General features: G+C 56.9%; 24 protein-coding genes, 1 other RNA gene and 1 pseudogene. 12 read left to right on the plus strand and 14 right to left on the minus strand.

Going from position 1 to position 26,056, the window contains the following annotated elements; genetic code table 11:
• Positions 1-53: 53 nt before the first annotated feature.
• From AU511_RS07640 to dkgA, 3 genes are all read left to right on the plus strand, one after another.
• A complete protein-coding gene (locus AU511_RS07640; protein ID WP_094109288.1) occupies positions 54-794 on the plus strand; it encodes an NADPH-dependent oxidoreductase in 741 nt (246 codons plus the stop codon).
• Positions 795-797: 3 nt separating this feature from the next.
• Positions 798-1,961 carry an alcohol dehydrogenase gene (gene yqhD, locus AU511_RS07645; protein WP_094109289.1) on the plus strand — a complete coding sequence of 388 codons (1,164 nt, stop codon included), beginning with the start codon at positions 798-800 and terminating at the stop codon, positions 1,959-1,961.
• Positions 1,962-2,160: 199 nt separating this feature from the next.
• Positions 2,161-3,006, plus strand: a complete 846-nt coding sequence (gene dkgA / locus AU511_RS07650) for a 2,5-didehydrogluconate reductase DkgA (protein ID WP_094109290.1) — start codon at positions 2,161-2,163, stop codon at positions 3,004-3,006.
• A 62-nt stretch (positions 3,007-3,068) separates the two neighbouring features.
• Here dkgA and AU511_RS07655 read toward each other — a convergent pair whose 3' ends face one another.
• Positions 3,069-3,809, minus strand: a complete 741-nt coding sequence (locus tag AU511_RS07655) for a GntR family transcriptional regulator (protein ID WP_094109291.1) — start codon at positions 3,807-3,809, stop codon at positions 3,069-3,071.
• Positions 3,810-4,005: 196 nt separating this feature from the next.
• Here AU511_RS07655 and AU511_RS07660 point away from each other — a divergent pair, with 196 nt between their 5' ends.
• Genes AU511_RS07660 through AU511_RS07670 form a run of 3 tightly spaced genes read left to right on the plus strand, consistent with a single transcriptional unit; the run spans position 4,006 to position 7,384 of the window.
• Positions 4,006-5,085: an ADP-ribosylglycohydrolase family protein gene (locus tag AU511_RS07660; RefSeq protein ID WP_094109292.1), complete on the plus strand. Its 1,080-nt coding sequence runs from the start codon at positions 4,006-4,008 to the stop codon at positions 5,083-5,085.
• On the plus strand, positions 5,031-6,449 hold the full coding sequence (locus AU511_RS07665) for a purine-cytosine permease family protein (protein ID WP_094109293.1): 1,419 nt from the start codon (positions 5,031-5,033) through the stop codon (positions 6,447-6,449). Before AU511_RS07660 ends, AU511_RS07665 begins: the two co-directional genes overlap by 55 nt.
• On the plus strand, positions 6,446-7,384 hold the full coding sequence (locus tag AU511_RS07670) for a PfkB family carbohydrate kinase (RefSeq protein WP_094109294.1): 939 nt from the start codon (positions 6,446-6,448) through the stop codon (positions 7,382-7,384). Before AU511_RS07665 ends, AU511_RS07670 begins: the two co-directional genes overlap by 4 nt.
• Positions 7,385-7,403: 19 nt before the next feature.
• Here AU511_RS07670 and ftsP read toward each other — a convergent pair whose 3' ends face one another.
• The 3 genes from ftsP to parC form a co-directional block, all read right to left on the minus strand.
• Entirely contained in the window at positions 7,404-8,819 is a 1,416-nt protein-coding gene (gene ftsP, locus AU511_RS07675) for a cell division protein FtsP (RefSeq protein WP_027063967.1), read from the minus strand.
• Positions 8,820-8,922: 103 nt separating this feature from the next.
• On the minus strand, positions 8,923-9,660 hold the full coding sequence (locus AU511_RS07680) for a 1-acylglycerol-3-phosphate O-acyltransferase (RefSeq protein WP_094100791.1): 738 nt from the start codon (positions 9,658-9,660) through the stop codon (positions 8,923-8,925).
• A gap of 208 nt (positions 9,661-9,868) precedes the next feature.
• A complete protein-coding gene (gene parC, locus AU511_RS07685; RefSeq protein WP_094100792.1) occupies positions 9,869-12,142 on the minus strand; it encodes a DNA topoisomerase IV subunit A in 2,274 nt (757 codons plus the stop codon).
• A 256-nt stretch (positions 12,143-12,398) separates the two neighbouring features.
• Between parC and AU511_RS07690 the strand changes: the two genes are divergently transcribed.
• Positions 12,399-12,980 (plus strand): NAD(P)H-dependent oxidoreductase, encoded by a 582-nt coding sequence (locus AU511_RS07690; protein ID WP_094109295.1) that lies wholly within the window; start codon positions 12,399-12,401, stop codon positions 12,978-12,980.
• 35 nt (positions 12,981-13,015) lie between these two features.
• Here the strand turns inward: AU511_RS07690 and AU511_RS07695 are convergent, their stop codons facing one another.
• From AU511_RS07695 to nudF, 6 genes are all read right to left on the minus strand, one after another.
• Complete coding sequence (locus tag AU511_RS07695) at positions 13,016-13,912, minus strand: LysR family transcriptional regulator (RefSeq protein ID WP_094109296.1); 897 nt, start codon at positions 13,910-13,912, stop codon at positions 13,016-13,018.
• A gap of 22 nt (positions 13,913-13,934) precedes the next feature.
• A complete protein-coding gene (gene parE, locus AU511_RS07700; protein WP_094100795.1) occupies positions 13,935-15,830 on the minus strand; it encodes a DNA topoisomerase IV subunit B in 1,896 nt (631 codons plus the stop codon).
• Positions 15,831-15,947: 117 nt separating this feature from the next.
• Positions 15,948-16,529: an esterase YqiA gene (gene yqiA, locus AU511_RS07705; protein WP_094100796.1), complete on the minus strand. Its 582-nt coding sequence runs from the start codon at positions 16,527-16,529 to the stop codon at positions 15,948-15,950.
• Entirely contained in the window at positions 16,529-17,356 is an 828-nt protein-coding gene (cpdA, locus tag AU511_RS07710) for a 3',5'-cyclic-AMP phosphodiesterase (RefSeq protein WP_094109297.1), read from the minus strand. The genes yqiA and cpdA overlap by 1 nt, the downstream gene beginning before the upstream one ends.
• Before the next feature lie 27 nt (positions 17,357-17,383).
• Positions 17,384-17,806, minus strand: a complete 423-nt coding sequence (locus AU511_RS07715) for a DUF1249 family protein (RefSeq protein WP_026744045.1) — start codon at positions 17,804-17,806, stop codon at positions 17,384-17,386.
• Between the two features lie 4 nt (positions 17,807-17,810).
• Positions 17,811-18,443 (minus strand): ADP-ribose diphosphatase, encoded by a 633-nt coding sequence (gene nudF / locus AU511_RS07720; protein WP_094100799.1) that lies wholly within the window; start codon positions 18,441-18,443, stop codon positions 17,811-17,813.
• Between the two features lie 361 nt (positions 18,444-18,804).
• Here nudF and tolC point away from each other — a divergent pair, with 361 nt between their 5' ends.
• The 3 genes from tolC to AU511_RS07735 all read left to right on the plus strand — a co-directional run bounded on the left by tolC (position 18,805) and on the right by AU511_RS07735 (position 22,317).
• On the plus strand, positions 18,805-20,193 hold the full coding sequence (gene tolC / locus AU511_RS07725; RefSeq protein ID WP_094109298.1) for an outer membrane channel protein TolC: 1,389 nt from the start codon (positions 18,805-18,807) through the stop codon (positions 20,191-20,193).
• Between the two features lie 246 nt (positions 20,194-20,439).
• Entirely contained in the window at positions 20,440-21,144 is a 705-nt protein-coding gene (locus tag AU511_RS07730) for a DUF1190 family protein (RefSeq protein WP_094100801.1), read from the plus strand.
• Between the two features lie 12 nt (positions 21,145-21,156).
• Positions 21,157-22,317, plus strand: coding sequence for a glutathionylspermidine synthase family protein (locus tag AU511_RS07735; RefSeq protein ID WP_094109299.1), 1,161 nt, complete (start codon positions 21,157-21,159; stop codon positions 22,315-22,317).
• Here the strand turns inward: AU511_RS07735 and AU511_RS07740 are convergent.
• Positions 22,304-22,522 (minus strand): hypothetical protein, encoded by a 219-nt coding sequence (locus AU511_RS07740; RefSeq protein WP_094109300.1) that lies wholly within the window; start codon positions 22,520-22,522, stop codon positions 22,304-22,306. The genes AU511_RS07735 and AU511_RS07740 overlap by 14 nt on opposite strands.
• A 19-nt stretch (positions 22,523-22,541) precedes the next feature.
• Between AU511_RS07740 and AU511_RS07745 the strand changes: the two genes are divergently transcribed.
• A complete protein-coding gene (locus tag AU511_RS07745) occupies positions 22,542-23,096 on the plus strand; it encodes a tetratricopeptide repeat protein (RefSeq protein WP_094100803.1) in 555 nt (184 codons plus the stop codon).
• 70 nt (positions 23,097-23,166) lie between these two features.
• On the opposite strand, the gene ygiD is transcribed toward AU511_RS07745, so the two are convergent.
• Positions 23,167-23,949, minus strand: coding sequence for a 4,5-DOPA-extradiol-dioxygenase (gene ygiD / locus AU511_RS07750; protein WP_094109301.1), 783 nt, complete (start codon positions 23,947-23,949; stop codon positions 23,167-23,169).
• Positions 23,950-24,650: 701 nt separating this feature from the next.
• Here ygiD and AU511_RS07755 point away from each other — a divergent pair.
• Entirely contained in the window at positions 24,651-25,169 is a 519-nt protein-coding gene (locus AU511_RS07755; protein WP_094109302.1) for a phenolic acid decarboxylase, read from the plus strand.
• 377 nt (positions 25,170-25,546) lie between these two features.
• On the opposite strand, the gene rnpB is transcribed toward AU511_RS07755, so the two are convergent.
• Both rnpB and AU511_RS17095 read right to left on the minus strand, forming a co-directional pair.
• An RNA gene (gene rnpB / locus AU511_RS07760) (RNase P RNA component class A) lies at positions 25,547-25,925 on the minus strand.
• Positions 25,926-25,971: 46 nt separating this feature from the next.
• Positions 25,972-26,056: pseudogene (locus AU511_RS17095) on the minus strand (16S rRNA methyltransferase); the annotation flags it as partial.

Consider the following 26,056-nt stretch of genomic DNA (forward strand, 5'->3'; position numbering starts at 1 on the left):
CGTCGGCTAACCCGATGGACAGAAGAAAATCAAATCAAGAAGGGGTGGAGAACATGAACGAGACAATCAAGTTATTAAACAGCCATCGCAGCGAACGCAGCTATCTGGACAAAGCGATTCCTGAGGACGTCCTTTCCGCGATCATCGAAACCGCCTACCGCGCCCCCACTTCCGTTAATTCACAGCAGGTTTCCGTTATCGTCACTCGCGATCCGGCACGACGCGCCCGCATCGCCGAACTGGCCGGCGGACAAGCCTGGATTGCGCAGGCTCCGGTCTTCCTGACGCTGGTGCTGGACATGCATAAAAGCGAACGTGCCATCGCCCTGGCAGGCTTCGAGCAGCATGCGCACGAAAGCGTGGAGAGCATTGTCTCCGGCAGTACCGATGTGGGCATTGCCCTGGGCAGCCTGATCGCCGCGGCACACTCCTATGGACTGGGCATCGTCCCCATCGGCGCCGTCCGCCGCGATCCGCAAGCAATGATCAAGCTCCTCGAACTGCCGGAACACACGTTCCCTGTCGCCGGTCTGGTGCTGGGCCACGTCGACCAGCCGGCGCATCAGAAGCCCCGTCTGCCCATCAGCACCTTCCGTCATGAAGAAGTGTATCAGGACGACACGCTGAATGACGCCATCAAACAATACGATGAAACGCTGACGAAACACTGGGAAAAAATCGGCCGCACCGACGGCGCCGCCTGGGGATCCAACACTGCGGACTATTACCAGCACATCTACTTCCCCGAAGTTCTACCCGCCCTGCTTCAGCAAGGCTTCAAACTGGATAAGTAATCTATGAATAATTTTACCCTGCATACCCCGACAAAAATTCTGTTCGGAGAAGGACAGATCGCCGGCATCGCCGCTGAAATCCCTGAAGACGCACATATTTTGATCGTCTACGGCGGCGGCAGCATCAAACGCAACGGTGTGCTCGATCAGGTCCACGCCGCACTGGCGGGCCGCAGCATCACGGAGTTTCCCGGCGTTGAGCCTAACCCGACTTACGAAACGCTGATGAAGGCCGTGGAGGTCGTGCAGCGGGAGCACATCGATTTCCTGCTTGCCGTCGGCGGCGGTTCGGTAGCGGACGGCACCAAGTTCATTGCGGCGGCAGCCAACTATACGGCGTCAGAAGATCCGTGGCATATCCTGCAGACCAATGGGCAGGATATCACTCAGGCACTGCCCATCGGCGTGGTGCTGACGCTGCCGGCAACCGGCTCCGAGTCCAACAGCGGCGCGGTAATCACGCGGAAAGCCAGCGGCGATAAGCAGGCGTTTCACTCAACGTTAGTGCGTCCGCAGTTTGCCGTGCTGGATCCGGTCGTCACCTACACCCTACCTGAGCGTCAGATCGCCAACGGCGTCGTCGATGCCTTTGTCCACACGCTGGAGCAATACCTGACCTACCCGGTCGACGCGAAAGTGCAGGATCGCTTCGCGGAAGGGCTGCTGCTGACGCTTGTCGAGGAAGGTCCGCGCGCGCTGGAAGAACCGGATAATTATGCCGTGCGCGCCAACGTGATGTGGAGCGCCACGCTGGCGTTAAACGGTCTGATCGGCGCCGGTGTTCCGCAAGACTGGTCCACCCATATGCTGGGACATGAGCTCACCGCCATGCACGGTCTGGACCATGCGCAAACATTGGCGGTCGTTCTACCCGCCATGCTGCGTGACCGTAAAGCGCAGAAACGGGAGAAACTGCTACAGTACGCTGAGCGGGTATGGAATCTTCGTGATGGCAGCGAAGAGGACCGCATTGATGGCGCGATTAAAGCTACCCGTAGGTTTTTCGAACGTATGGGCGTCCCCACGCGGATGTCGGACTATCAGTTGGACGGTAGCAGCATCCCGGCGCTGGTGGAAAAACTCAAGGCGCACGGCATGACGTCGCTCGGTGAGCACAAGGATATAACGCTGGCCGACAGCCAACGCGTCTACGAGGCCGCTCGCTAAGACAAATCGCCCCCCTTCATCTTTCAGCTACACTGCTGTTTAGCGCTGCGAATCGGGAAAACATCCCCCAGCGGTAACACGCACTCCGGCGGTTTTCGCATCGCGTAAACCGCCGTTATTCGCTTTACGGCAAGCCGAAAGCGGACCTGCAGTCTGCATCGACCGCGCTCCGTGGTCGGGCCGGAACAAGGAGAATGCTATGACGACACAACCCATCATCAAACTGAGTGACGGCAAAACCATCCCGCAGTTGGGACTGGGCGTATGGCAAGCCAGCCATGAAGACACGATTGTGGCGGTGAGTGAAGCGCTGAAAACGGGGTACAAGGCCATCGATACCGCGGCCATCTATCAAAACGAGGCCGCCGTGGGGGAAGCGTTACAGTCCGCCGGGCTGCCGCGTAATGAGCTGTATATCACCACCAAACTCTGGAACAGCGATCAAGGGCGCCCGGTACAAGCGCTGACGGAGAGCCTTCGTAAGCTGAAACTGGACTATGTCGACCTCTACCTGATCCACTGGCCGTGGCCGCCCAAAGGCAGCCCAGACGATACCTATGTTGAGGCATGGCGAGGCTTGATTCGACTGCAGGAACAAGGGCTGACCAAAAGCATCGGCGTCAGCAACTTTCATCCGCACCATTTGCAGCGTCTCAAGGAAGCTACCGGGGTGATGCCGGTTATTAACCAGATCGAATTGCATCCGCTGCTGCAACAGCGCTCGCTGCATGCCTGGAACACGACGCATCACATTCAGACAGAGTCCTGGAGCCCGCTGGCGCAAGGCGGGAAAGGCGTATTCGACACACCCATCATCCGCGATTTAGCGAAAAAATATGGTAAGACGCCGGCGCAGATCGTGATCCGCTGGCATCTTGATAACGGGTTAGTCGTGATCCCGAAATCCGTCACGCCAACGCGCATCCACGAGAACTTCGATGTGTTTGATTTCAAACTCGAAAAAGAGGAATTGAGCCAAATTACCACGCTAGACAGCGGCAAGCGCCTCGGCCCCGATCCGGATCAGCCCCCCGCAGAAGCGTAAGTAATAGCATGCCGTCGCAGCGCCGGTCTGACCGGTGCTGCATTTACCGCGGGCGTGGTTATTTAGTCAGACACTTCAAATTCGTAGATATCGCTACGGCAATAAATTTCGCAGTATTCCAATAACTCACCCTTAGCGTCGAAGGTGTGCTGACGGCTGAACAGCAGCGGCATACCATTCGGCACCTTCAGCAGTTTCGAAATTTCCCGCGTTGCGCTAACGGCACGTACACGATAACGCCGATTTTCTGGAAATATGTGTCGTTCACGCCAATAGCCGTACAGCGAATGTTCAATCTCTTCCGGTTTCGGTAACCAGCGCTGTGGGATCCATACCGTCTCAAGCGACGCTGGCTCATCGTTCAGCAGTCTTACGCGGCGAAGTTTGGTCAACACCACGCTTTCCGGAAGATTCATCGTCAATGCCTGCGCCGGGGTCATGGCGACGTCGGTGATGCGTTCCAACCAATTGTTACTGGCTACGCCGCCCCGCTGTTGAACCAGCGCGGAAAAACCCGGTTCGTCGCTGGTCAATGCATAGTCGAGCTGGAGGGCGATGCGCGTACCAACGCCCTGCTGGCGGAGAATCAACCCTTTCTGCTCGAGCAGCGCAAGAGAACGAGAAACGGTGACGCGGGACAGACCCAGCAGTTGCACAAGCTGACGCTCCGGCGGTAAAAAATGACCGCTCAGGTCACGCCGTTGATGGATAGTAAGTTCGAGCGCTTTCGCCAGTTGCATATAGCGCGGAGCCGATGACGGTTTGTCCAGCAAGGACCGTAACTGAATAAAAAATTCTTCCATAGCTGCCTTGTGGTTAGGGTCTCTAATGAGGCAATTTTTATCAATTCCCCACCGCCTGGATACTTATAATATGCAGGGTAAAGTACCTAGGATTTACATTGGCATCATAAAGGCTTTAAATTGGACTTGCAATTAACGCACGCTTTTTATACATTAGCCACGGTATTAGGAAACTAAGCCAACACCAGGGGTCTTCATGACCGTAATAAAACATCCCCACGACGCCATCCTCGGTTGTCTTTATGGGCAAGCGGCGGGTGACGCGATGGGGATGCCATCAGAACTTTGGCCGCAGGAACGGGTCCGTCGGCACTTCGGCTGGATTGATCGTTTTCTGCCAGGACCAGACACCAATATCGCCGCCTGCGGTCTCATCGCAGGGGAATTCACCGACGACACCCAGCAGGCCATCGCGCTGATTAACGCGGTGATCGAAGCCAAAGGCGCCGTCGAGCCTGAACGCATAGCCAGACACATTCTGGCGTGGGCGACACGTATCAACGCTTTTGAAAAAAACGTTCTTGGACCCAGTTCCAAGGCCGCCTTGAACGCCATTCGTTCTGGCACCCCCGTGCATGAAATCAACGCCAACGGCGTGACCAACGGCGCCGCCATGCGCGTAGCACCCATGGGCTGCCTGATGTCCACCGCCGATAAGGCCGCATTTATCCACGCGGTACGGCTCTCCTGTAGCCCGACGCATCAGTCCGACATCGCCGTTGCTGGCGCAGTGGTCATTGCCTGGGCCATCAGCCGCGCCATCGACGGCGCGGAATGGAAGACGATCAAAAACGAACTGCCTCGCCTGGCGGAGGAAGTCCAACTGCAGCGCATCACCACCTTCAGTCCAAAACTGAGCCGCCGCATCGAACAGGCGTTCACCCAGGCCGCTACGCTGCGTAATGTGCCTGACGCTCTGGCGCTTTCAGAACTGTACGATACGCTGGGCGCAGGCATGGATACGCTGGAATCCGTGCCGATGGCGCTGGCGCTGGTCGACCTCGCCGTCACTCAACCTCAACGCTGTGCGATATTAGCTGCCAATCTTGGCGGCGATACGGATACAATTGGCGCGATGGCCACCGCGATTTGCGGTGCGCTTCATGGCATCAATGCCTTTCCCGCAGCATGGGTCTCCATCATCAATCAGGCCAATGAGATTGACTTAACTCCTCATGCTGCAAAACTTTATGCATTCAGAATAAAGAGGAGCACATTGGAATGGATGGAACGCAACGAGGTGATACACAACCTGAATCCAAAGGTTGGAAGGTAGAAGAAACAGGGATTGATCTGGTGCCCGAGGCCGAACGAACGGGCACCCCGCTACAGCTTTTCTGGATCTGGTGCGCCGCCAATATCGGCATCCTCGGCATCGTTTACGGCGCCATAATCGTCTCCTTCGGACTCTCCTTCATACAGTCCGTCCTGGCTGCCGTCATCGGCGTTGCCAGCTTCTCTCTCGTTGGCTACACCTCCTTTGCCGGACAAACGGGCCGGACCTCGACCTTGACGCTCTCTCGCGTCATTTTCGGGTTGCGCGGCAATATCGCCCCCACCGCGTTCAGCTGGTTCTGCCTGATCGGCTGGGAAGCCGTTAACGTCATTACCGGCACCATGACGCTGGCCGCGCTATTTACGGCGGCGGGCTTCAGCGCCAGCCATACGCTGACCGCTATCTGTCTGGTGCTGTTCGCCGGCCTGACCATCATCGTCAGCCTGCTCGGTCAAAATGTGCTGTTCGCGATGCAAAACTGGTTCAGCAAGATTTTCGGCACCATGACGTTGATTGTCGTCATCTACATTCTGTTCAATACGCCATGGCAGCAGGTGCTGGCGATGCCGTCCGGCAGTTGGCTGACCGGTTTCCTGCCTGCGCTTTCCGTGATTGCCGCAGGCACCGGGGTCGGCTGGACCATCGCGGGTGCGGACTACAGCCGCTATCTTCACCCTTCCACGCCGCGCCGAAGCATCTTCGCCTCCGTGGTCGGCGGCGCCTGCCTGCCGTTAGTTCTACTGATGCTGGCAGGCATACTGCTCTCTTCTCAGCTAACCGACCTCGCCAGTTCAGCCAATCCCATCGCGCTGATCGGCACCGTGCTTCCGCCGTGGATGTCTGTCCCCTATCTGTTAACCGCCACCGCGGGCGTCGTCACCATTGCGGTACTGAGCCTTTACTCCGCCAGCCTCAACCTGCTGACCATCGGCATTAAAGTCCGCCAGTCGGTAGCGGTGACCATCGACGCCATTCTGATGCTGGGCGTGGCGATTTACGTCCTGTTCGTTTCCGGCGATTTTCTCACGCCATTCATTTCATTCCTGATCTTTTGCGGCGTATTCCTCGGCTCATGGGCGGCGATGTTTATCCTCGACTATCTAAGTCTGCGGCAGCATCGCGGCTACTCCTCCGCGTCGCTCTTCGGCCTGAACGGAGAAAATCGCGGCGTACGCTGGATCCCGCTGGGCTGCTGGCTATTAGGTTCCGTCTGCGGCCTGCTGGTCACCAAAACCGGGTTCATCGACGGTCCGCTGGCGGTCGGGATCTTCGCCAATTCCAGCCTGGGCATTTTCCTCTCTTTTGGCATTAGCCTGGCAACGTACGGTCTGTATTTGCTGTGTAACCCCAAGGAGAAATCATGAAGAAGGACTTTCAGGCCACCACGCCTGTGGTGGTGATCGGCGCCGCCGTCGGCGACAACGTCATGGCCGTGAAGCGACTGCCTAGAAGCGGTGAAGATATTGAAGCGAAAGATCTGGGCTACCAGATCGGCGGCTGCGCTTTCAACGTCGCCCGCGCCCTCCGTCGACTTCAGGTACCGGTCATCAACGGAATGACCGTCGGCACCGGACCGTGGAGTCAACGCGTCGAGGCGGAGATGGCCGCGCTGGGTTTGGACGTGCAGCTTCGTAGCGATGATCAGGATAACGGCTGGTGCCTCGCGCTGGCCGAAGAGAATGGCGAACGCACGTTTATATCGGTGTCAGGCTGTGAGTCGCAGTGGTCGAAGGAGAAGCTGGCGCAGTTGGTCATTCCGGAAGACGCGATGATCTATGCCAGCGGCTACGAACTCAGCGGTGAGCATGGCGCGCTGCTGCGCGACTGGCTGCTGGCCCAGCCTCAGCCTAAGCTCGTGGACCTCGGACCGCGTATTGCGGATGTGCCGACCGCCTTCATCAAGGCGCTGGACAACACCAACGTGTTGCTGACGCTGAACCGGGACGAAACACACTTCCTGTGCGGCGACGGCGATCCTATCGCCCTGTCCGCAGAGTACGCCGCTCGCCATCATCTGACGCTGATTTGCCGCCTGGACAAAGACGGCGCCTGGCTGTGCGCACCGGGCGAGTCCCCTCGCCACGCGCCGATCTATCCCGTGGAGGTGGTCGACACTATCGGCGCCGGTGATGCGCACAGCGGCGGGCTGCTGGCCGCTCTGTCGGCACACTGGCCGCTGGCCGACGCGGTGGATTTGGCGAATCGCGTCGCCGCCTGCGTGGTATCACGGCCCGGCGCAAATGGCGCGCCGGACTGGCAGGAGTTGCAGCGGCGTTTCGCCTCAGTCCCGCATCACTAGCTTCATCGGGCGAACGCGTTTAGGCGTTCGCCTGCACCACCAGTTGTCCGGCCGACCCTTTGTCGGCCATTTCCAGCGTATGGCTGTAATACAGGAACGGGAAGCGGTCGACCGAGGGCTGATTGAAGTACACCAGCAGCTCCACGTCGTTCTCCACCCATACCGTATCTTTCCAGCCATTATCCTCCGGCGGAATTCTGCCGCCGTTAACGCTGCGCACCAGGAAAGAGGCCCCCTGAATATGGAAGGGCTGCGGCGTGTCCGCATGCACGAGCCAGCGCTCACAGCGTCCGACCTGCGTCTGCACATCCGTCCGGTTCATATCCCACATAGCACCGTTGATGCCCGGCAGGGTATCGCCCAGTCGGAATTCCCGGGTGCGGCTGATGGTGCTATCCACAATGTTGTCCGCCATCAACCGCATAGGCAGCGTGTCGGTCACCAGCGGCAGCATGCCGGTCGGCTTCAAGGTCAGAACCTGGCCGGACACCAGTATCGAGGATGGCTCAAACAGGCCGCGGAGGCGGTCCATAATGCCGGCTGACTCCCCGGCGTTCAGCGTCACCTCGTCGCCTTTCGACATATCGATCAGAATTTCACGACGCTCGCCCGGCGCGATCGGCAGCTGATTCAGCGCCAGCGGCGCGGGCAGGAAGCCCTGATCGCTGGCGATCAGGTACATCGGCCGATTATCGCTCATCTGTAACACGTAGCGGCGCGCGTTGGAGGCGTTAAGCAACCGCAGCCTCACCCAGCCGCGCGACACCTCGACAAACGGCGTCTGCATGCCATTGACCAACAGGATATCGCCGACGAAACCGCCGCGGCTCGGTGGGTCGTACTGCGGCGTGCCAAAGCCGTCGAGCCGTTTGTCCTGAATCATCAGCGGGAAGTCGTCAACACCGTAATGGTTGGGGATCGGCAACGACTGGCTGATGCGATCTTCCACCAGCCACAGGCCAGCAAGACCGTTGTAGACGTGCGGCGCCATGCGGTTCGGCGTATTGGCGTGATACCAGCAGGTGGCGGCGGGCTGGCGGATCGGCAGCACCGGCGACCAATCCATACCAGCCGGGATGATGCGGCCGGCGCCCCCCATCAGCGAGCCCGGCACCTGCAGACCGCTGACGGTCATCGACACCGGCTCAGCCAAGCGGTTGCTGTAGATCAGCTTGACGTCATCATCGCTGTAAACCCGGACGGTGGGGCCAAGATAGCGGCCATTGATTCCCCAGACCGGGACTTTGCGATTGCCGGAAAAAGCCCAGTGCGCGCGCTGCAAAGTCAGAAAGACCGGCTGCCCGCGACGAGACTCGATAAGGGGGGGAATAGGTAACATGTTGGTAGAAACATCGGCCTTGGCCGTCAACGGTATGGCGCTGGAACACAGGGCCACACCAGATGCCCGAAGAAACTGACGCCGGCTTAATGACATAATCACTCCGAAAACCTGTAAAACCGCATGCTACCTATCACTTCCCGAAGGAAGTACAGACCTGCTGAAATGCCGCCACCGGACCGTGCGGCTGGACTAACGGCTACCGTTTTTTAGCGGCTTCCCGAGCGGCGACTTCCGCATCGAGCTGCTGAATTTTTTCCGCCATCACATCGTGACAATGCGCCGCCAGTTCCCGGACCTGATCCTTCCCGTAGGCGCTGCAATCGACCGGCGGCAGCATTTCGACGATGACCAGACCGTTATTCCAGCGATTGAGCTTCACTTTGTTATGGGTGTTGGAGATGCAAATCGGCACCACGGGGACGCCCGCGCCAATAGCCGCATGGAAAGCGCCGGTTTTAAACGGCATCAGGCCGCGCCCGCGACTGCGGGTACCTTCCGGAAACATCCACACGGAAATGTGCTGTTCTTTGATGTGCTGCACCACCTGCGCAATAGTGCCATGCGCGCGCGTACGGTTGTCACGGTCAATCAGCAGGTTACCGGTAATCCAGTACAACGGGCCGAAAAACGGGATCCAGGCCAGGCTCTTTTTCCCGACCGTAATAGTGCGAGGCTGTACGACGTTGGCCGCCGTGATCATGTCATAGTTGTTCTGATGATTGGCGATGTAGATACAGTCGCCGTAGCGAGAGACATCGTCAGGAATGCGAATTTCGACCTTAAGGCCAAATAACCACGAAAGCCGCCCGAACATACGACCAAACGTCGATACGTGTTGCGGATTTTTCGGGCTGAATAAACAGTAAATAAAGCCAAACAGACAAATCAGGATCGCGGACATTATCACGACCACCAAGCGAAGAAGAAATACCATAACAACCTCATTAGCCAACTGCCGCCGTAGTATAGCGGCTTCCTTCCAAAACACACGGCGAACCTTGCTTCCGAATGTATCCAATATTCAGCATGAACGTCGTGGTCAGAAGTACAACCTAAAAACGCCTTATTCCCCGGTGTAATACACCGAAAAATAAGGCGTCAATATCTCAGCCGCGGTCGCCGCGGCGCTGACAACGCGCGCGTTACGCGTCGCCGCTCTTATCCTCAGGGGCCGGCGGAGAAACCACTTCCACCCGATCCACCCGTTGCAGACCCCGCGGCAACAGCGTGCCTTTACGGCCGCGTTCCGCACGGAATTTCTGCAAATCTTCCGGCCGCAGGGTCAGCTTGCGTTTACCGACATACAGCGTCACGGAGGACTTCGACGTGATGATAAACAGCCAGCCGATCTTGTCTTCGCCGCTGGACGCCTGAGCGGCAGGGATGGCGACAATTTTGTTGCCCTTTCCTTTCGATAACTGCGGCAGGTCCGCCACAGGGAAAAGCAGCATCCGCCCGGCGGCGGTGATCGTCAACAACAGGTCGTCGTCGCTCTGGACGCTCAGCGGCGGCATGACCTTAGCGTTGTTCGGCAACGTCAGCACCCCTTTCCCGACGCGGTTGCGCGCCACCAGATCGCTGAAGGTGCAAATAAAGCCGTAGCCGGCGTCGGAAGAGAGCAGCAAGCGCTGGTCGTCCGCCGCCATCAGCACCCGCTCCACCGTCGCGCCCGGCGGCGGAGTCAGCTTGCCGGTCAGCGGCTCGCCCTGCCCTCGGGCCGATGGTAACGTCGACGGGTCGAGCGCATAGCTGCGGCCGGTGGAGTCGATGAAGACCACGGGCTGGTTGCTCTTCCCACGCGCAGCCGCCCGGAACGTGTCGCCAGCACGATAGCTCAACCCAGCGGGATCGATATCATGCCCTTTGGCGCTGCGTACCCAGCCCATCTCGGACAGCACGATCGTCACCGGTTCGGACGGTAGCAAGTCGTGCTCATTCATCGCCTTCGCTTCGCCACGTTCATGCAGCGGCGAACGGCGCTCGTCGCCATACGCCTTGGCGTCGGCTTCAATCTCTTTTTTCAGTAGCGTGTTGAGTTTGCGCTCGGAGGCCAATAGCGCCTGCAGCTGATCGCGCTCTTTCGCCAAGTCGTCCTGCTCGCCGCGGATTTTCATCTCTTCCAGCTTGGCGAGGTGACGCAATTTCAGCTCCAGAATCGCCTCCGCCTGCGTTTCGCTCAGGCTGAACTGCTTCATCAATACCGGCTTGGGCTCGTCTTCCGTGCGGATGATGTGGATCACTTCATCAATATTCAGAAACGCTATCAGCAGACCTTCCAGGATATGCAGGCGTTTAAGCACCTTCTCCAGCCGGTAGTTCAGTCGACGGCGGACGGTTGCACGTCGGAAGACCAGCCACTCGGTCAGGATTTCGCGCAACCCTTTCACGCTGGGGCGGGAATCCAGACCGATCATGTTCATGTTGATACGGTAGCTTTTTTCCAGATCCGTGGTGGCGAACAGGTGGTTCATCACCATTTCCAAATCGATACGGTTCGAGCGGGGAACCAGCACCAGACGCGTGGGGTTTTCGTGGTCCGACTCATCCCGCAGGTCTTCCAGCATCGGCAGCTTCTTGGCTCGCATCTGGCTGGCGATCTGCTCCAGCACCTTGGCGCCGGACACCTGATGAGGCAGCGCGGTGATGACGGCCGAGCCCTCTTCTTTCTTCCATACGGCCCGCATGCGGACGGAGCCGCGGCCTGTTCGATACATCTTGCGCAGTTCTTCCCGCGGCGTGATGATTTCCGCTTCCGTCGGGAAGTCCGGTCCCTGAACCCGTTCCAGCAGCTCGTCCAGCGTCGCGTCCGGGTTGTCGATCAACGCGACCGTAGCGGCCGCGACTTCACGTACGTTGTGCGGCGGAATATCCGTCGCCATTCCGACGGCAATACCGGTGGTGCCGTTCAGCAGCACGTTCGGCAGTCGAGCCGGCAGCATTTTCGGCTCCTGCATCGTGCCGTCGAAGTTTGGCGTATAGTCCACCGTACCTTGGCCCAATTCGCCCAGCAGCACTTCGGCGTATTTGGACAGGCGGGATTCGGTGTAACGCATCGCGGCGAAAGACTTCGGATCGTCCGGCGCCCCCCAGTTTCCCTGGCCGTCGACCAGCGGATAGCGATAGGAGAACGGCTGGGCCATCAGCACCATCGCTTCGTAACACGCGCTGTCGCCGTGCGGATGATATTTACCCAGCACGTCGCCGACGGTACGCGCGGATTTCTTGAATTTGGCGCTGGCGTTCAATCCCAACTCCGACATCGCATAAACGATGCGGCGCTGTACCGGCTTCAGGCCGTCGCCAATAAACGGCAGTGCTCTATCCATGATGACGTACATGGAGTAGTTGAGATAGGCGTTCTCTGTAAACGTGTGCAGCGCAAGGCGTTCTGCGCCGTCATGAGTCAATTCACTCATTGATTATCCTTAAACCGTGGCGTTGGCTGTTTCAAACAGATCAACCCCGTCAGTGTGATAGAAGCTGCCCGCGATAGTACCGCAACTTGTGGCTGACTGTCACAGTGCCCGATACGGCCGTCGCCCCCGGCGTTCCCCTACGATTGTTGCTTACCAGTCAAGAGTGTTGTGCGCCAGCACACATTTTTCTCCCCGACGCCGCTGAGTACACTATCTCTTTATTCATTAACGACTCATCGAAGGTGAGATCTCGGCTATGCATAACATTTTGCTAATCAATGCGGGCAAGACTTTTGCCCATTCCAAAGGACAACTGAACGACACGATGTCAGATGTGGCGACCAGTTTCCTGCGCGGAAAAGGCTATGATGTCCGCGTTATTAAGGTAGACGATGGTTACGATATCCAGCAGGAAGTCCAAAATTACCTGTGGGCCGACACCATCATCTATCAAATGCCCGGATGGTGGATGGGCGCGCCATGGACGCTGAAGAAATACATCGATGAAGTCTTTACCGAAGGCCATGGTTCGTTGTATGCCAGTGACGGGCGAACCCGTTCCGACGACAGCAAAAAGTACGGCTCAGGCGGTTTGCTGCAAGGCAAAACCTATATGCTGTCCTTGACCTGGAACGCGCCGTTAGAAGCGTTCACCGACAAAGATCAGTTCTTCCACGGCGTCGGCGTGGACGGCGTTTATCTGCCGTTCCATAAGGCCAATGAGTTCATCGGACTGGCCGCCCTCCCGACGTTCATCTGTAACGACGTGATCAAGCAGCCCGACATCGACGGCGATATCGCCCGCTACCGCGAGCACCTGGGCAGAATCTTCGACTAATCCTCATCGGCGCAGCCTTCGCTCCTGTGTCCAGGTTATAGCGGGTGCTGCGCCATCTCTTCGCTCAAAAAATCAAGAAAACAGGCGATTCTCCCTGCCAACTGGTGCGTTCGGTAATACACCGCATTCACCGGCAGGCGCATATCAACGGTGTGCTCCGGCAGAATCTGCACCAATCGGCCCGCCGCCACATCCTCGCAGGTCATAAAGTCCGACAGCCGGGTTATTCCCTCTCCCCGTAGCGCCAGCTGGCGCAGCATTTCGCCGTTAGAGGCCGAAATGGTCGGCGTGATCGTGAAGAACTCTCCGCCAGCGTGCCGTAGCGGCCACTGATTCAGGCTTTCTGACTGAGTGAAGCCCAGCAGCGTGTGCTCATTTAACGCCTCTACAGATTGCGGCGCGCCATGTCGCCGTAAATAGTCTGGGCTGGCCAGGACTCTGACCTGACTGGCGCCGAGCCGTCGGGCATGGATCGTGGAATCCCGCAGCACGCCGATGCGGATGGCGATGTCGGTATGCTGTTCGAGCAGATCGATAAAGACATCATCCGTATTCAGCTCCAAGACGATGTGTGGATAACGGCGGCGAAATTCGGGAATGAGGGGGACGATGACGTGCTGCATAAAGGTGGCAGCGGCATTAATCCGCAGACGCCCGCAGGGCTGCTCCCGCGACAGCGCCAGCTGCTCTTCCGCATGCTCGACCGCCTGAATGACGCCGCGGGCATGCACTAAAAACAGCTGACCTTCTTCGGACAAGACCAGCCGACGCGTCGTACGGTGCAGCAGCGTGACGCCGAGTTTGTTCTCCAGCCGGCTTAACGCCCGGCTGATGCCGGAGGTGGTTTGCCCCAGTTGGTCAGCGGCGGCGGTGAAGGAACCACTGTCCGCCACCACGACAAACGCCTGCATTTCTTCCAGCGTGACTTTCATCGGCATTCCACTGCGTTAGCCGTCAGACCTCAATTTCCGCTTCATCGCCTTTCTCCTGCAACCAGTTGCGGCGATCTTCCGAGCGCTTCTTCGCCAACAGCATGTCCATCGTCGCCATCGTCTTTTCGACATCGTCTTCGCCGATGGTCAACTGCACCAGACGGCGCGTGTTCGGGTCCAGCGTCGTTTCACGCAGTTGGAGCGGGTTCATTTCGCCCAGACCTTTGAAGCGCTGAACGTTAGGCTTGCCTTTTTTGCGTTTAAGACGCTCAAGAGTGCTGTTTTTTTCCTCTTCATCCAGCGCATAGTGCACCTCTTTTCCGAGGTCGATGCGGTACAGCGGCGGCATCGCCACATACACATGACCGCCTGCGACCAGCGAACGGAAGTGTCGGACAAACAGCGCGCACAGCAGCGTAGCGATATGCAAACCATCCGAGTCGGCATCCGCCAGAATGCAGATCTTGCCATAGCGCAGTTGGCTCAGATCCTCGCTATCCGGATCGATACCGATCGCCACGGAGATATCGTGAACTTCCTGCGACGCCAGCACTTCGTCGGAGGAGACTTCCCAGGTATTCAGGATCTTGCCTTTCAGCGGCATGATCGCCTGATACTCACGGTCACGCGCCTGTTTAGCGGAGCCACCCGCGGAATCCCCTTCCACCAAAAACAGCTCGGTTTTATTCAAATCCTGCGCCGTGCAGTCCGCCAGTTTACCCGGCAGCGCCGGTCCGCTGGTCAGCTTTTTACGCACCACTTTCTTCGCGGCGCGCAGACGGCGCTGAGCGCTGGAGATCGCCATTTCCGCCAGTTGCTCCGCCGCCTGTACGTTTTGGTTAAGCCACAGGCTGAAAGCGTCTTTGACGACGCCGGACACGAAGCCCGCGCACTGACGTGACGACAGACGCTCTTTGGTCTGACCGGCAAACTGCGGGTCCTGCATCTTCACAGACAGGACATAAGCGCAGCGCTCCCAGATATCGTCCGCGCTCAGCTTGACGCCGCGAGGCAAAATATTGCGGAATTCACAAAATTCCCGCATCGCGTCCAGCAGTCCCTGACGCAGGCCGTTGACGTGCGTACCGCCTTGCAGCGTCGGGATCAGGTTAACGTAGCTTTCCGTGAGCAGCTCTCCGCCTTCCGGCAGCCACAGCAACGCCCATTCGACCGCCTCGCTGTCGCCCTTGATCGCGCCGGTAAACGGTTTCTCCGGCAGCGTCGGCAGGCCGTTGACCGCTTCGCTCAGATAGTCGTTCAGACCGTCCTGGTAGCACCAGCGTTGCTCGGTATTGTTGACGCCGTCTTTGAAGATGATCTCTACGCCTGGGCACAGCACCGCTTTGGCTTTCAGCAGATGCGTCAGACGGGAAACGGAGAAGCGCGGGCTGTCGAAGAAGCTGCCGTCGGGCCAGAAATGAACGCGCGTACCGGTGTTGCGACGACCGCAGGTGCCCGTTACCGTCAGATCCTGGACTTTGTCGCCGTTCTCAAACGCCATATCGTAGACTTGACCGCCGCGACGGACGGTGACTTCGACACGCGTAGACAAGGCGTTGACCACCGAAATTCCCACGCCGTGCAGACCACCGGAGAACTGATAGCTTTTGTTGGAGAATTTACCGCCTGCATGCAGACGGCACAGGATCAGCTCGACCGCGGGCACCCCCTCTTCCGGGTGGATATCGACCGGCATTCCTCGGCCGTCGTCAATGACTTCCAGCGATTGGTCGGCATGCAGAATCACCTCGATGCGACGGGCATGACCGGCCAGCGCTTCATCGACGCTGTTATCGATCACTTCTTGTCCCAGGTGATTCGGGCGGGAGGTATCCGTGTACATACCTGGACGACGGCGCACCGGCTCCAGTCCGCTGAGGACTTCAATGGCGTCAGCGTTATAACTTGATTGTGTCATGGTTTGAATGAGTTAAGTCGTTGTTTGAAATGATATGACGTCGTACAACCGGCACTCGGATGACGGGCCCCCTGCGCTGTGGCTCCGGCCCGTTCGCCGCCATGAACGTCATGGCAGTCAGCGCTTGTTCAGCCCCAGAAAATCAACGATAGGCGCAAAAAAGTGCTCAAATCCCATAAACGCGTGATTGCCGCCGGACTCCACCGTCTGACGACAGGCGGTGTAATAGGCAACGGCCTGCCGATAGTCCAGGAGTTCATCACCGGTTTGCAGCAAGCACCAAAGCAGATCCGGGGATTCCAACGGTTCGACCTGCATGGTTTTAAGATCGTAAACGTGCCGAGACTCTAGCACATATTGTTCATCGGTGTAGGGATTGTGCTGAGGCCCCAAATGATCGATCAACAGCTCGAACGGCCTGACGGCGGGGTTCACCACCACCGCAGGTAACAGGAAGCACTGGGACAGCCAGGTGGCGTAATATCCGCCCAACGAAGAGCCCACAATGCCCAGCGGCCGACCCGCGCGCTCCATGACCAGACTCTCCATCAGCTCCGCCGCTTCCGCCGGATAGGCAGGCAATTGGGGAACGATCATATCGATGTCAGGGTGGTGTTCAGCCAGCCAACGGCTCAGCGCCGTTGCCTTCGCCGAGTGAGGCGAACTATTGAACCCATGAAGATAAAGCAAGGTAGGCATCAGTAACCGTCCGAATCCATATCAGGCAGAAAGGCGTTGCCTTCCAGACGGACAACCTGCGTTTCAACGCCGCCCTCCGGCAAGAGTTCCAGATAACGCCAGCCCGGAGCGACGTTGTCTATGGTGAAGTTGGTACAATGTGGCCTGAACTGCACGCAGGTGGAGGGCGTCGCCAGCAGGCGTCGACCGTGCCAGTCCAGATCCAGTTCCTGATGAATATGCCCGCAAAGTACCGTATTGACGTTGGGGTAGCGAGACAGCACGTCATCCAGACTGTGAGCATTGCGCAGGCTGTGCTGGTCAAGCCAGGTGCAGCCCGAAGGCAAAGGATGATGGTGCAACATCAGTAGGGTAAAGCGTTCGGGATGGCTGCTCAGTATCCGCTCCAGCCACTCAAGCTGATAGTCGCTCAACTCGCCATGCGGTACGCCGAACACCTGACTGTCCAGCAAGATCACCTGCCAATGGTCTCCCAACAGCACATGTTTGGACGGCGCAATCCCGGCCAGCGCCAGTGCATCCACCATCGCCGGTTGGAAGTCATGATTGCCGGGCAGCCAGACGCAGGGCACGTCAAAGCGGCGGATCCCCTCAGCGAAGTGTTGATACGCCGCCAGCGATTGGTCTTGCGCCAAATCGCCCGTAGCGGCGATCAGATCGAAGTCGTGTGGCTGCGCGGCGATAGCTTCCAGCACCGCGTGGTAACTGTGATAGGTATCTACACCAAGCAGGGTTTCCTGCTTGCCAGCAAACAGGTGGGTATCTGTGATCTGTAAAATCCTGATTCTGGCCCCACGCGCCACAGGAAGTGTCAACTGGCTTTCCAAATGGTGTCCTTGGTCTGTGAAATCTGCCTAATAAACCGGAACCGACATCGAACCATACGCTAAACAGTATTTTAGCCAATCAGCAAGGAACTGATTGATTTGATGCTTTTCGTCACGTTGGTGTAACTTTTTATTAGGATAATCATAACGTGCCTTAAAGCGGAAGATCTGCTGGCTGGAACACACTTCCGCGACCATCGCATCATGGTAGAGCCGCACAACCAGCGTCGGCAGGCTCCAGTAACTGACCGCTGGCGCAATCTGTTGGATCTCCACCAGCGAGGTATAGCGGGTAGACTCAAGAATCGTTAAACGATAGCGAGCCTGCTGCACGTGATACTCCACTTTTTCACCCACCTCATCCTGACGCGGCAGCAGACGGCGCAACTGCGCGAAGTTCATTTCGCATAGCCGCATCATTTCGGGAAAGTCGGGAGTATAACGTTTCATTAATTCAATCCACCCACTCGGTTTTCAGTTTTTCATGGTGCAACGCCAGCCATTGCAAGGCAATGACAGAGGCTGCGTTATCAATCACTCCCTCTTCGACCCAGCGGTAGCTCTGTTCACGGCTGACCACCTGAACGCGAATATCTTCGTTTTCCTCGGCCAGCCCGTGTACGCCCTGTGCGCTACGGGTATCCACTTCTCCCACCATAATGGTCAGGCGCTCGCTCGTTCCGCCCGGACTCGCCAGATAGCTGAGCACCTCACGGCAACGGCCCACCGTCAGCCCGGCTTCTTCTTGCGCTTCACGCCGAGCAACGTCTTCATGGCTTTCGCCGGGATCAATAATGCCAGCGACCAGCTCAAACAGCCACGGCGAATCACTGGTATCGTAGGCGGCAATACGAATCTGTTCAATCAACACGACCTCGTCCCGCACCGGATCGTAGGGCAACAAAACAACCGCATGGCCGCGTTCGAGAATCTCACGGCTGACTTCGCCGCTCATGCCCCCCTTGAATAGACGGTGGCGATAGCGATAGCGGTCCAGCGAAAAAAAACCTTTGTATAGCGTTTCACGTGCAATAATTTCAACATCGTCTTTGGTAAAGGTGAAGGGACGAGTTTTTGAAGACGCCATCTTTGTACTCCTGTGATAAGTCTCGTAATCTCAGTGTATATTGCTACTTGGGATGTTGGCCGGAGTCCCCGGCGATTGAAACGATACTGACCCGAACCTGACGTCCGACGTTACCGTCAAGACAGAACGAAACCGTCAGAAACGGTAAATTTATGCTCACGGCTTTTTGACGGAACCGGGCGCATCAACGGGAAATTGTTCCCACTTTGCGGCGGTCGATATTATGCGTCAGGTCGCTGATGTCGCCGTAGGATGGCACATTCAGCCACCTCATCGTATTGTAAGATTCTGCTAGAATCGGCAACTTATCGTCTCCAGATGGCGCTACCATAGCAACTTTGCTGCACAACAAGGAATGCAAATGAAGAAATTGCTCCCTCTTCTTATAGGCTTGGGTCTGAGCGGCTTCAGCTTCATGAGCCAGGCGGAAGATCTGCTACAGATTTATCAGCAGGCTAAAACGACAAACCCCGATTTACGCAGTTCCGCAGCGACTCGTGATGCCGCCTTCGAGAAAATCAATGAAGCGCGTTCTCCTTTGTTGCCGCAGCTGGGTCTGGGTGCGGATTATACCTATACCCGCGGTTTCCGTGACAGCAAAGACGTGAATAACAACGTCAAGAGCGCTTCGCTACAGTTGACCCAAACCCTGTTTGATATGTCCAAATGGCGCGCGCTGACGCTGCAGGAAAAACAAGCCGGTGTCGAAGACGTTACCTATCAGACCGCGCAGCAAACGCTGTTGTTGAACTCCGCCACCGCCTATTTCAACGTCCTGCGAGCGATTGATTCGCTGTCGTATGTCACCGCCCAGAAAGCCTCTATTTATCGCGAACTGGATCAGACCACTCAGCGCTATAACGTCGGTCTGGTCGCCATCACCGATGTGCAGAATGCCCGTGCGCAGTACGACAGCGTGCTGGCAAGCGAAGTCACCGCCCGCAATGCGCTGGACAACTATCTGGAAGTACTGCGTCAGGTGACCGGCAATGTCTACCCTGAACTGGCCAGCGTGAATACCGACAACTTCGCGCCTAAAAAACCCGAGCCGATTAATACGCTGATGAAAACGGCGGAAAGCCGCAACCTGAGCCTGTTGTCCTCCCGTTTGAGCCAAGATCTGGCCCGCGAGCAGATTCGCTCGGCGCAGACCGGTTACATGCCGACGTTGGATTTATCCGCTTCTACCGGCGTAAGCAACTCCCGTTATTCCGGGTCTCGCGCAACAGAAGGCAGCTACAACGACAGCGATATCGGCCAGAATCAGGTCGGTCTGAGTTTCTCCCTGCCGTTGTACAGCGGTGGCGCGACCAACTCTCAGGTCAAACAGGCTCAGCATAGCTATGTGGCCGCCAGCGAAAATCTGGAGAGCGCGCATCGCAGCATGATTCAAACATTGCGTTCGTCTCACAACAACATCGCCGCATCCATCAGCAGCATCGCCGCCTACAAGCAGGCCGTCGTTTCCGCGCAAAGTTCTTTGGACGCCATGGAAGCCGGCTATCAGGTAGGGACCCGCACCATCGTTGATGTTCTGGATGCGACGACCACGCTGTATAACGCGAAGCAGCAGCTATCCGGCGCACGTTACGACTATCTGATCAACGAGCTGAACTTGAAATACGCGCTGGGAACGCTGAACGAAAACGATCTGCGCACGCTGAACGCCACGTTAGGCAAACCGGTTTCCACGACTCCGGTGCCTACCGCTGACGACAGCACCCGCACCGTTTTCGCCGCCGGTAATTAATCGCTTTTTACAAAGCCGGAGCATGATGCGGCGGGAGCCTGTCCTCGCCGCATCGTTGCACAACAACGCCCTTCACAGAGAACGTCCTCCAAAACGAAAATTTTCTTTCAGAGCGGATTGTATAGCAGCGTAAAAATGCTCGCGCCCACCCGAGCCTGGCTTTTAAAAGCCAGGCTGTTCACCTATTCTACAAACCTTTATTGCTATGTTGGGCAAGATGCCCTTTCCTCGGGAAGACACCACACAATGAAAAGAACACGCAACATCAACTATGACCGCTTCCGTAAAAGTTGGCGTCGCTTTCCTCTGGCACCGCTGACGCTGGCCATGGGTTCCGTATTCATGTTGGCCGGCTGCGAAAAGACGGATGAAACCGTTTCGCTTTATCAAAACGCGGACGACTGTACTCGCGCTAACCCGTCCATGAAAGACCAGTGCACCACAACCTATAACAACGCACTGAAAGAAGCCGAGAAGACCGCACCGAAGTATCGGAGTCAGGAAGATTGCGTCGCTGAATTCGGCGAAGCACAGTGTACGCAGACACCCGCATCGAACCAAAACTCACCGGCCCAGGCCGGTATGACGGCGCAGCCGCATGAAAGCGGCAGTTTCTGGATGCCGTTAATGGCGGGCTATATGATGGGTCGCATGATGAGCGGCGGCGGATATGCTCAGCAGCCGCTGTTCAGTTCGCGTTCGGCGGCCAGCCCGGCTAAGGGTCAGTTCGTCGACGCAAGCGGCAAAAGCTATGGCAGCGCAACAAGCGGCCGCACAATCACCGTACCTAAAACCGCGATGACGCCGAAACCAGCGACCACCACCACAACGATGCGCGGCGGCTTCGGCGAGTCCATTAATAGACAACAACAGCAACTGAGAAAAGAGCGAGACAAAGCCTCTTCCCGCTCGGGTTCAAGTTACCGCAGCCACAGTTCAATGGGTGGGTAAGGCGCTGACACCATGAAAAGAATAGCGATAGCGGAACGCCCTGACTGGCGTGAAAAAGCCGCCGAGTTCGGCTTCAATTTCCACACGATGTATGACGAACCTTACTGGTGCGAAGAAGCTTACTATCAGTTCACGCTGGCGCAGATCGAAGAGCTGGAGTCAACGACGGAAGAGCTGAATCAAATGTGCCTGCAGGTGGTGGACAAAGTCGTCGACAGCGAAGCGCTGCTGACCCAGTTTCGCATCCCTAAACACACCTGGGATTTCGTACGTGAATCGTGGAAAAGCCAGCAGCCCGCGCTGTATTCCCGATTGGATCTGGCCTACGACGGTATTCATCCGGCGAAACTGCTGGAAAACAACGCCGACACCCCCACCTCGCTCTACGAGGCGGCGTTCTTCCAGTGGGGATGGCTGGAAGATCAGATCAACGCCGGAAAATTGCCGCAGAATGCCGATCAGTTCAACAGCATTCAGGAGCAGCTGATTGAACGCTTCGCCGCACTGCATCAGCAGTATGGCTTCGGCCTGCTGCACTTCACCTGCTGTCAGGACACCGAAGAGGATCGCGGCACCGTCCAATATCTGCAGGATTGCGCTGAGGAAGCGGGCATCGCGACGGATTTTCTGTATATCGACGAAATCGGTCTGGGCGAACGCGGCCAGTTCACCGATCCTCAGGATCAGGTGATTAGCAATCTGTTCAAGCTCTATCCGTGGGAATTCATGCTGCGCGAAACGTTTTCCACCAAGCTGGCCGACGCGGGCGTACGCTGGCTGGAGCCCGGCTGGAAGAGCATTATCTCCAACAAGGCGCTGCTGCCGTTGCTTTGGCATATGTTCCCCAATCATCCGAACCTGCTTCCCGCCTACTTCGTGGAAGATGCACATCCACCGATGGAAAATTACGTCGTCAAACCGCTGTTTTCACGTGAAGGCGCGAACATCGAGATCGTCCAGAGCGGTCAGCGAATCGCCTCTGCCGACGGTCCTTACGGCGAAGAGGGAAAAATTGTGCAGCAGTACCATCCGCTGCCGAAATTCGGGGACAGCTACACGCTGATCGGCAGTTGGCTGGTCGGCGACAAAGCCGGCGGCATCGGCTTACGTGAAGACACCTCTCTGATTACACAGGATTTATCGCGTTTTTATCCGCACATCATTTTGGATTGACGCTCCCGAAGGCGGCAGCCCCCCCGTCTTCGGCACCTCCGTTTTTCTTACTTGTTGGCCCTGTTCTCAGCAAGAAAATCATTTTCTCCCTTTTATTCGCGCTTTGAAAACGCCTCCGTTTGGTTAAATATTTCATCCAGCCGCAGTAGAAATCAGTGATGACCATAATCATCTCGATGAAGGCTGTTTTGATTTTTTGATGCACTTAAACACAAGGGACGAACATGAAAAAAACGCTAGTGATGGCACTCCTGGCCGGTCTTCATACGGCAGCTTTCGCGCAAAACGAACCCGCCGCGCAAGACACGACGCCCCGCTCTTTGGCACAGGAAATCACCCAGGAAGAACAACGGCTCAACACGTTGAGGGACAAGGCGGAGAGCGGTAGCGAAGAAGACCGACATCAGCTCACCGATCAGCTGCTTCGCAGTAACTGGCCGCCATATCGGACGGAGGGTATTAAATGGTTGAAGCAGGAAGCGGACGCCAATGATGCGCGGGCGCAATTCCGACTGGCCAAGATTTACCTTGGCAGAATGCCAAATGAAAACGATCCGGAAAGTGGACTGATCTACCTGAAAAAGTCGGCCGAAGCCAATTTTGCTCCCGCCCAACTGCTGATGTCTGTCATTTTGAGCAAACACCCGCAGTTGCCGAGGGATTTTGAACAGGCCAGGCAGTGGGCGGAAAAAGCCTTAAATAACCCGGACGCCACACCGCAGTTGAAAGAGGGCGCAGACAACATGATCGCCTTTATTGATGAGAACAGGGCCCCTTAAAGGCGGCCTAACGCGGCGAAAGCGCATACAGGAGCCCGCCGTCAACGCGGCTCTCCGGCGTGAGTCCCGCTCAACCGACCTGCACCGACAGCATGCTGAGAGAGCCCATTTCGATACCATCGATCAGTATCGACACCGGTTCTTTATCCTGTCGACAGCCTAAGACATATAACAGCGGCAGGAAGTGATCCGGGGACGGGTTAGCGAGCGCCGCATCCGGGTGCTGCATGAAATCCACCAGCGGGTGGTTGTCGCCGCGATAGGTCAGATTATCTCGGACAAACTGGTTAAAGGCGCTAGCCCAGGGATGCGGCGCCGCTTCGCCATCCCACTTCATCTGACGCAGGTTGTGGACGACATTGCCGCTGGCGACCATCATCACCCCCTGATCGCGCAGCGCGGAGAGACGCTGCCCCAGTTGATAGTGATACGCCGCCGGTTGCGTACCATCGACGCTCAACTGGACCACCGGAATATCCGCCTGCGGGAACACCTTGATTAAGACCCCCCAACTGCCGTGATCCAGCCCCCAATCGCGTTCGTCGAGACGCACCGGCACGGGCGCCAACAGTTGCTGAATTTGCCGAGCGAGCGCCGGAGATCCCGGTGCGGGGTATTGGGTATCAAACAGCGCCTGTGGAAAACCCCCGAAATCATGAATCGTACGCGGCGCGTCCATCGCCGTCACTGCGGTGCCGCGGGTAAACCAATGGGCGGATACCGCCACTATCGCCTTCGGACGGGGAAACGTTTCACCCAGTTTCCGCCAGCTCTCCGTGTAGAGATTGTCTTCCAGCACGTTCATCGGGCTACCATGACCGAGGAAAAATGCGGGCATCCGGGAAACGTTCATAACAGTACCTTTTGGTCAGCGTCGAAATCAGGTGAGTGTATGGCCGTTACTCTACGCGTCAGATCGTTGGAAAACAGTCGGATAACGATGACCAAAAGCGTCAAAAAATTTGAATCGACAGGCCGAGTCCCTGTTTTAGAAAGGACTGTCAGCGATGGCCAAGTTCAACTGAACCAGCACACGCCCTCATCAAGTCCTGGAGCGGCTGGATGAATGTTATGCAGAGCGTAAAATAAGTTCCCAACACGCTATCAGGGCGGGTACAGAACGCCAAGTCAGCTCCACCCAGTTGCAAGATCAGCATGGGTAACCGTCTACAAAAACAGGTCATGGTTATCTATGCAACGTATTCATCTCATCACCCGCAGCAGTCACCCGGTCTCCACCCCGCCCTCCGCACAGTCGACCTGAGCCAGCGTAAATTACACTTCGCTCAGAAGCGATCGAGCGGGTTGAGTCATTTCGTTATGGCATCCCAAACGTTCGGATAATGAAGTGCTGACGTAAGCTTTAGATACCGGATTTGCCAGCCTAGTGAGAGTGACCACCGTATCCGGGCGTTTAGCGGCCTCGGCGGTATCTGCAACGAAGAAGATAACGAATGAAACAATGCATTGGATAGAATTCGTACCCCTATCTATTATCTTAATAACCCCTCGGGCAAATCAGTCATAAATATTGATGACACAAGGAGACATTTTATGTCGGATCCTTTCAAGTCTACTAAAGCGGAGCAGCTCACACAGTTCCTTGGCAAGCACTTCATCTATAACTACGATAATGGTTGGCAATACGAGATATATCTGAAGAACGCCCGTACCATCGACTATCGCATGCACAGCGGCATGGGCGGCGGGCGCTGGGTACGTGACCAAGAAGCCCACATCGTCCGTCTGGCTGACGACATCTGCAAATGCTCTTGGGATGAACCCACCGGCACAGCGGTCAGTTTAGCCATTAATTTCAGCGAGATGCAGCTGCATGGGGTTATTTTCCTCCCACAGTGGGTCGCCAAAGATCCCTTTAAGGCGATCTGCTTCCAAAATGAACATCTCGACCTGATGCGCCGCTATCGCGATGCCGGGCCAACCTACCCAAAGGTAGTGATAGACGAGTTTGCAAAGGTTATATTCGTTGAAGACTGTGGTCTGAACAATCAGGAAGTTATTGACTGCGCGCCCTCCGAACTCCCAGACGGCTATGCGGCGAAGCGAAACTAACTAAAGCAAACTGTTTTTCATCCGGAGTAAACATACAGTATCGCTCAGGACTGCAGCATAACGGCCTTGCGACCAGGCAGAGATATCAACTAGGGGAGATCACGACTGCGCCCGTCACGCACAATGTGTTCATCGCTTCGGCTATAGCGTCGGTGAAACTGGTTTTGGCTATGATGACAGACGCAAAATATGATTTATCAGTTTATCAATCCTCAGACGGCCCACGTTCGAAAAACATCGCGCTAGAATGGATGCATACGCCTTGATGGACCGCGTTACAGTAACAAACCTATTTTGCGTATCCGCAATATGTGCCGAGGGAGCCATGCTGAAATAAAAAAACCGGCGCATTGCATCAGCAACACGCCGGTCGAAAGTGAGGGAGTCGACCGTTAAGCCGGGTTCTGTCGTGGACAGTCATTCATCTAGGCCAGCAATCGCTCACTGGCTCAAGCAGCCTACCCGGGTTCAGTACGGGCCGTACCATGTGAACCCCTATTTGGCCTTGCTCCGGGTGGAGTTTACCGTGCCACGAACTGTTGCCAGCCGCGCGGTGCGCTCTTACCGCACCCTTTCACCCTTACCTGATCCCGCTTGCGCGGGCCATCGGCGGTTTGCTCTCTGTTGCACTTGTCGTGGGCTTGCGCCCCCCAGGCGTTACCTGGCACCCTGCCCTATGGAGCCCGGACTTTCCTCCCCTCCATCTGTCTCCCCCGAAAGGGACGGCAATGAAGCGGCGACTGTCTGGTCAACTCCGGCGCGGATGATAGGGCAAATCGCCGTCCTTGTCATCCCCGTTAACTCACTTTTCCCCGTCTTGCTCCAGCGCATGACGGTACAGCGCGTTTTTTTTCACGCCGTGGATCTCTGCGGCCAGCGCCGCCGCC

This window comes from Lonsdalea iberica (assembly GCF_002111585.1).
Taxonomy (GTDB): Bacteria; Pseudomonadota; Gammaproteobacteria; order Enterobacterales; family Enterobacteriaceae; genus Lonsdalea; species Lonsdalea iberica.

Coding starts and splice junctions, on each gene's coding strand:
- AU511_RS07660 (WP_094109292.1), top strand. CDS start 4,006: ATGACCGTAATAAAACATCCCCACGACGCCATCCTCGGTTGTCTTTAT.
- AU511_RS07735 (WP_094109299.1), top strand. CDS start 21,157: ATGAAAAGAATAGCGATAGCGGAACGCCCTGACTGGCGTGAAAAAGCC.
- AU511_RS07715 (WP_026744045.1), bottom strand. CDS start 17,806: ATGAAACGTTATACTCCCGACTTTCCCGAAATGATGCGGCTATGCGAA.
- AU511_RS07640 (WP_094109288.1), top strand. CDS start 54: ATGAACGAGACAATCAAGTTATTAAACAGCCATCGCAGCGAACGCAGC.
- ygiD (WP_094109301.1), bottom strand. CDS start 23,949: ATGAACGTTTCCCGGATGCCCGCATTTTTCCTCGGTCATGGTAGCCCG.
- parE (WP_094100795.1), bottom strand. CDS start 15,830: ATGACACAATCAAGTTATAACGCTGACGCCATTGAAGTCCTCAGCGGA.
- AU511_RS07665 (WP_094109293.1), top strand. CDS start 5,031: ATGGATGGAACGCAACGAGGTGATACACAACCTGAATCCAAAGGTTGG.
- yqhD (WP_094109289.1), top strand. CDS start 798: ATGAATAATTTTACCCTGCATACCCCGACAAAAATTCTGTTCGGAGAA.
- AU511_RS07745 (WP_094100803.1), top strand. CDS start 22,542: ATGAAAAAAACGCTAGTGATGGCACTCCTGGCCGGTCTTCATACGGCA.
- parC (WP_094100792.1), bottom strand. CDS start 12,142: ATGAGTGAATTGACTCATGACGGCGCAGAACGCCTTGCGCTGCACACG.
- AU511_RS07690 (WP_094109295.1), top strand. CDS start 12,399: ATGCATAACATTTTGCTAATCAATGCGGGCAAGACTTTTGCCCATTCC.
- dkgA (WP_094109290.1), top strand. CDS start 2,161: ATGACGACACAACCCATCATCAAACTGAGTGACGGCAAAACCATCCCG.
- yqiA (WP_094100796.1), bottom strand. CDS start 16,529: ATGCCTACCTTGCTTTATCTTCATGGGTTCAATAGTTCGCCTCACTCG.
- tolC (WP_094109298.1), top strand. CDS start 18,805: ATGAAGAAATTGCTCCCTCTTCTTATAGGCTTGGGTCTGAGCGGCTTC.
- nudF (WP_094100799.1), bottom strand. CDS start 18,443: ATGGCGTCTTCAAAAACTCGTCCCTTCACCTTTACCAAAGACGATGTT.
- AU511_RS07755 (WP_094109302.1), top strand. CDS start 24,651: ATGTCGGATCCTTTCAAGTCTACTAAAGCGGAGCAGCTCACACAGTTC.
- ftsP (WP_027063967.1), bottom strand. CDS start 8,819: ATGTCATTAAGCCGGCGTCAGTTTCTTCGGGCATCTGGTGTGGCCCTG.
- AU511_RS07730 (WP_094100801.1), top strand. CDS start 20,440: ATGAAAAGAACACGCAACATCAACTATGACCGCTTCCGTAAAAGTTGG.
- AU511_RS07695 (WP_094109296.1), bottom strand. CDS start 13,912: ATGAAAGTCACGCTGGAAGAAATGCAGGCGTTTGTCGTGGTGGCGGAC.
- AU511_RS07655 (WP_094109291.1), bottom strand. CDS start 3,809: ATGGAAGAATTTTTTATTCAGTTACGGTCCTTGCTGGACAAACCGTCA.
- AU511_RS07680 (WP_094100791.1), bottom strand. CDS start 9,660: ATGGTATTTCTTCTTCGCTTGGTGGTCGTGATAATGTCCGCGATCCTG.
- AU511_RS07670 (WP_094109294.1), top strand. CDS start 6,446: ATGAAGAAGGACTTTCAGGCCACCACGCCTGTGGTGGTGATCGGCGCC.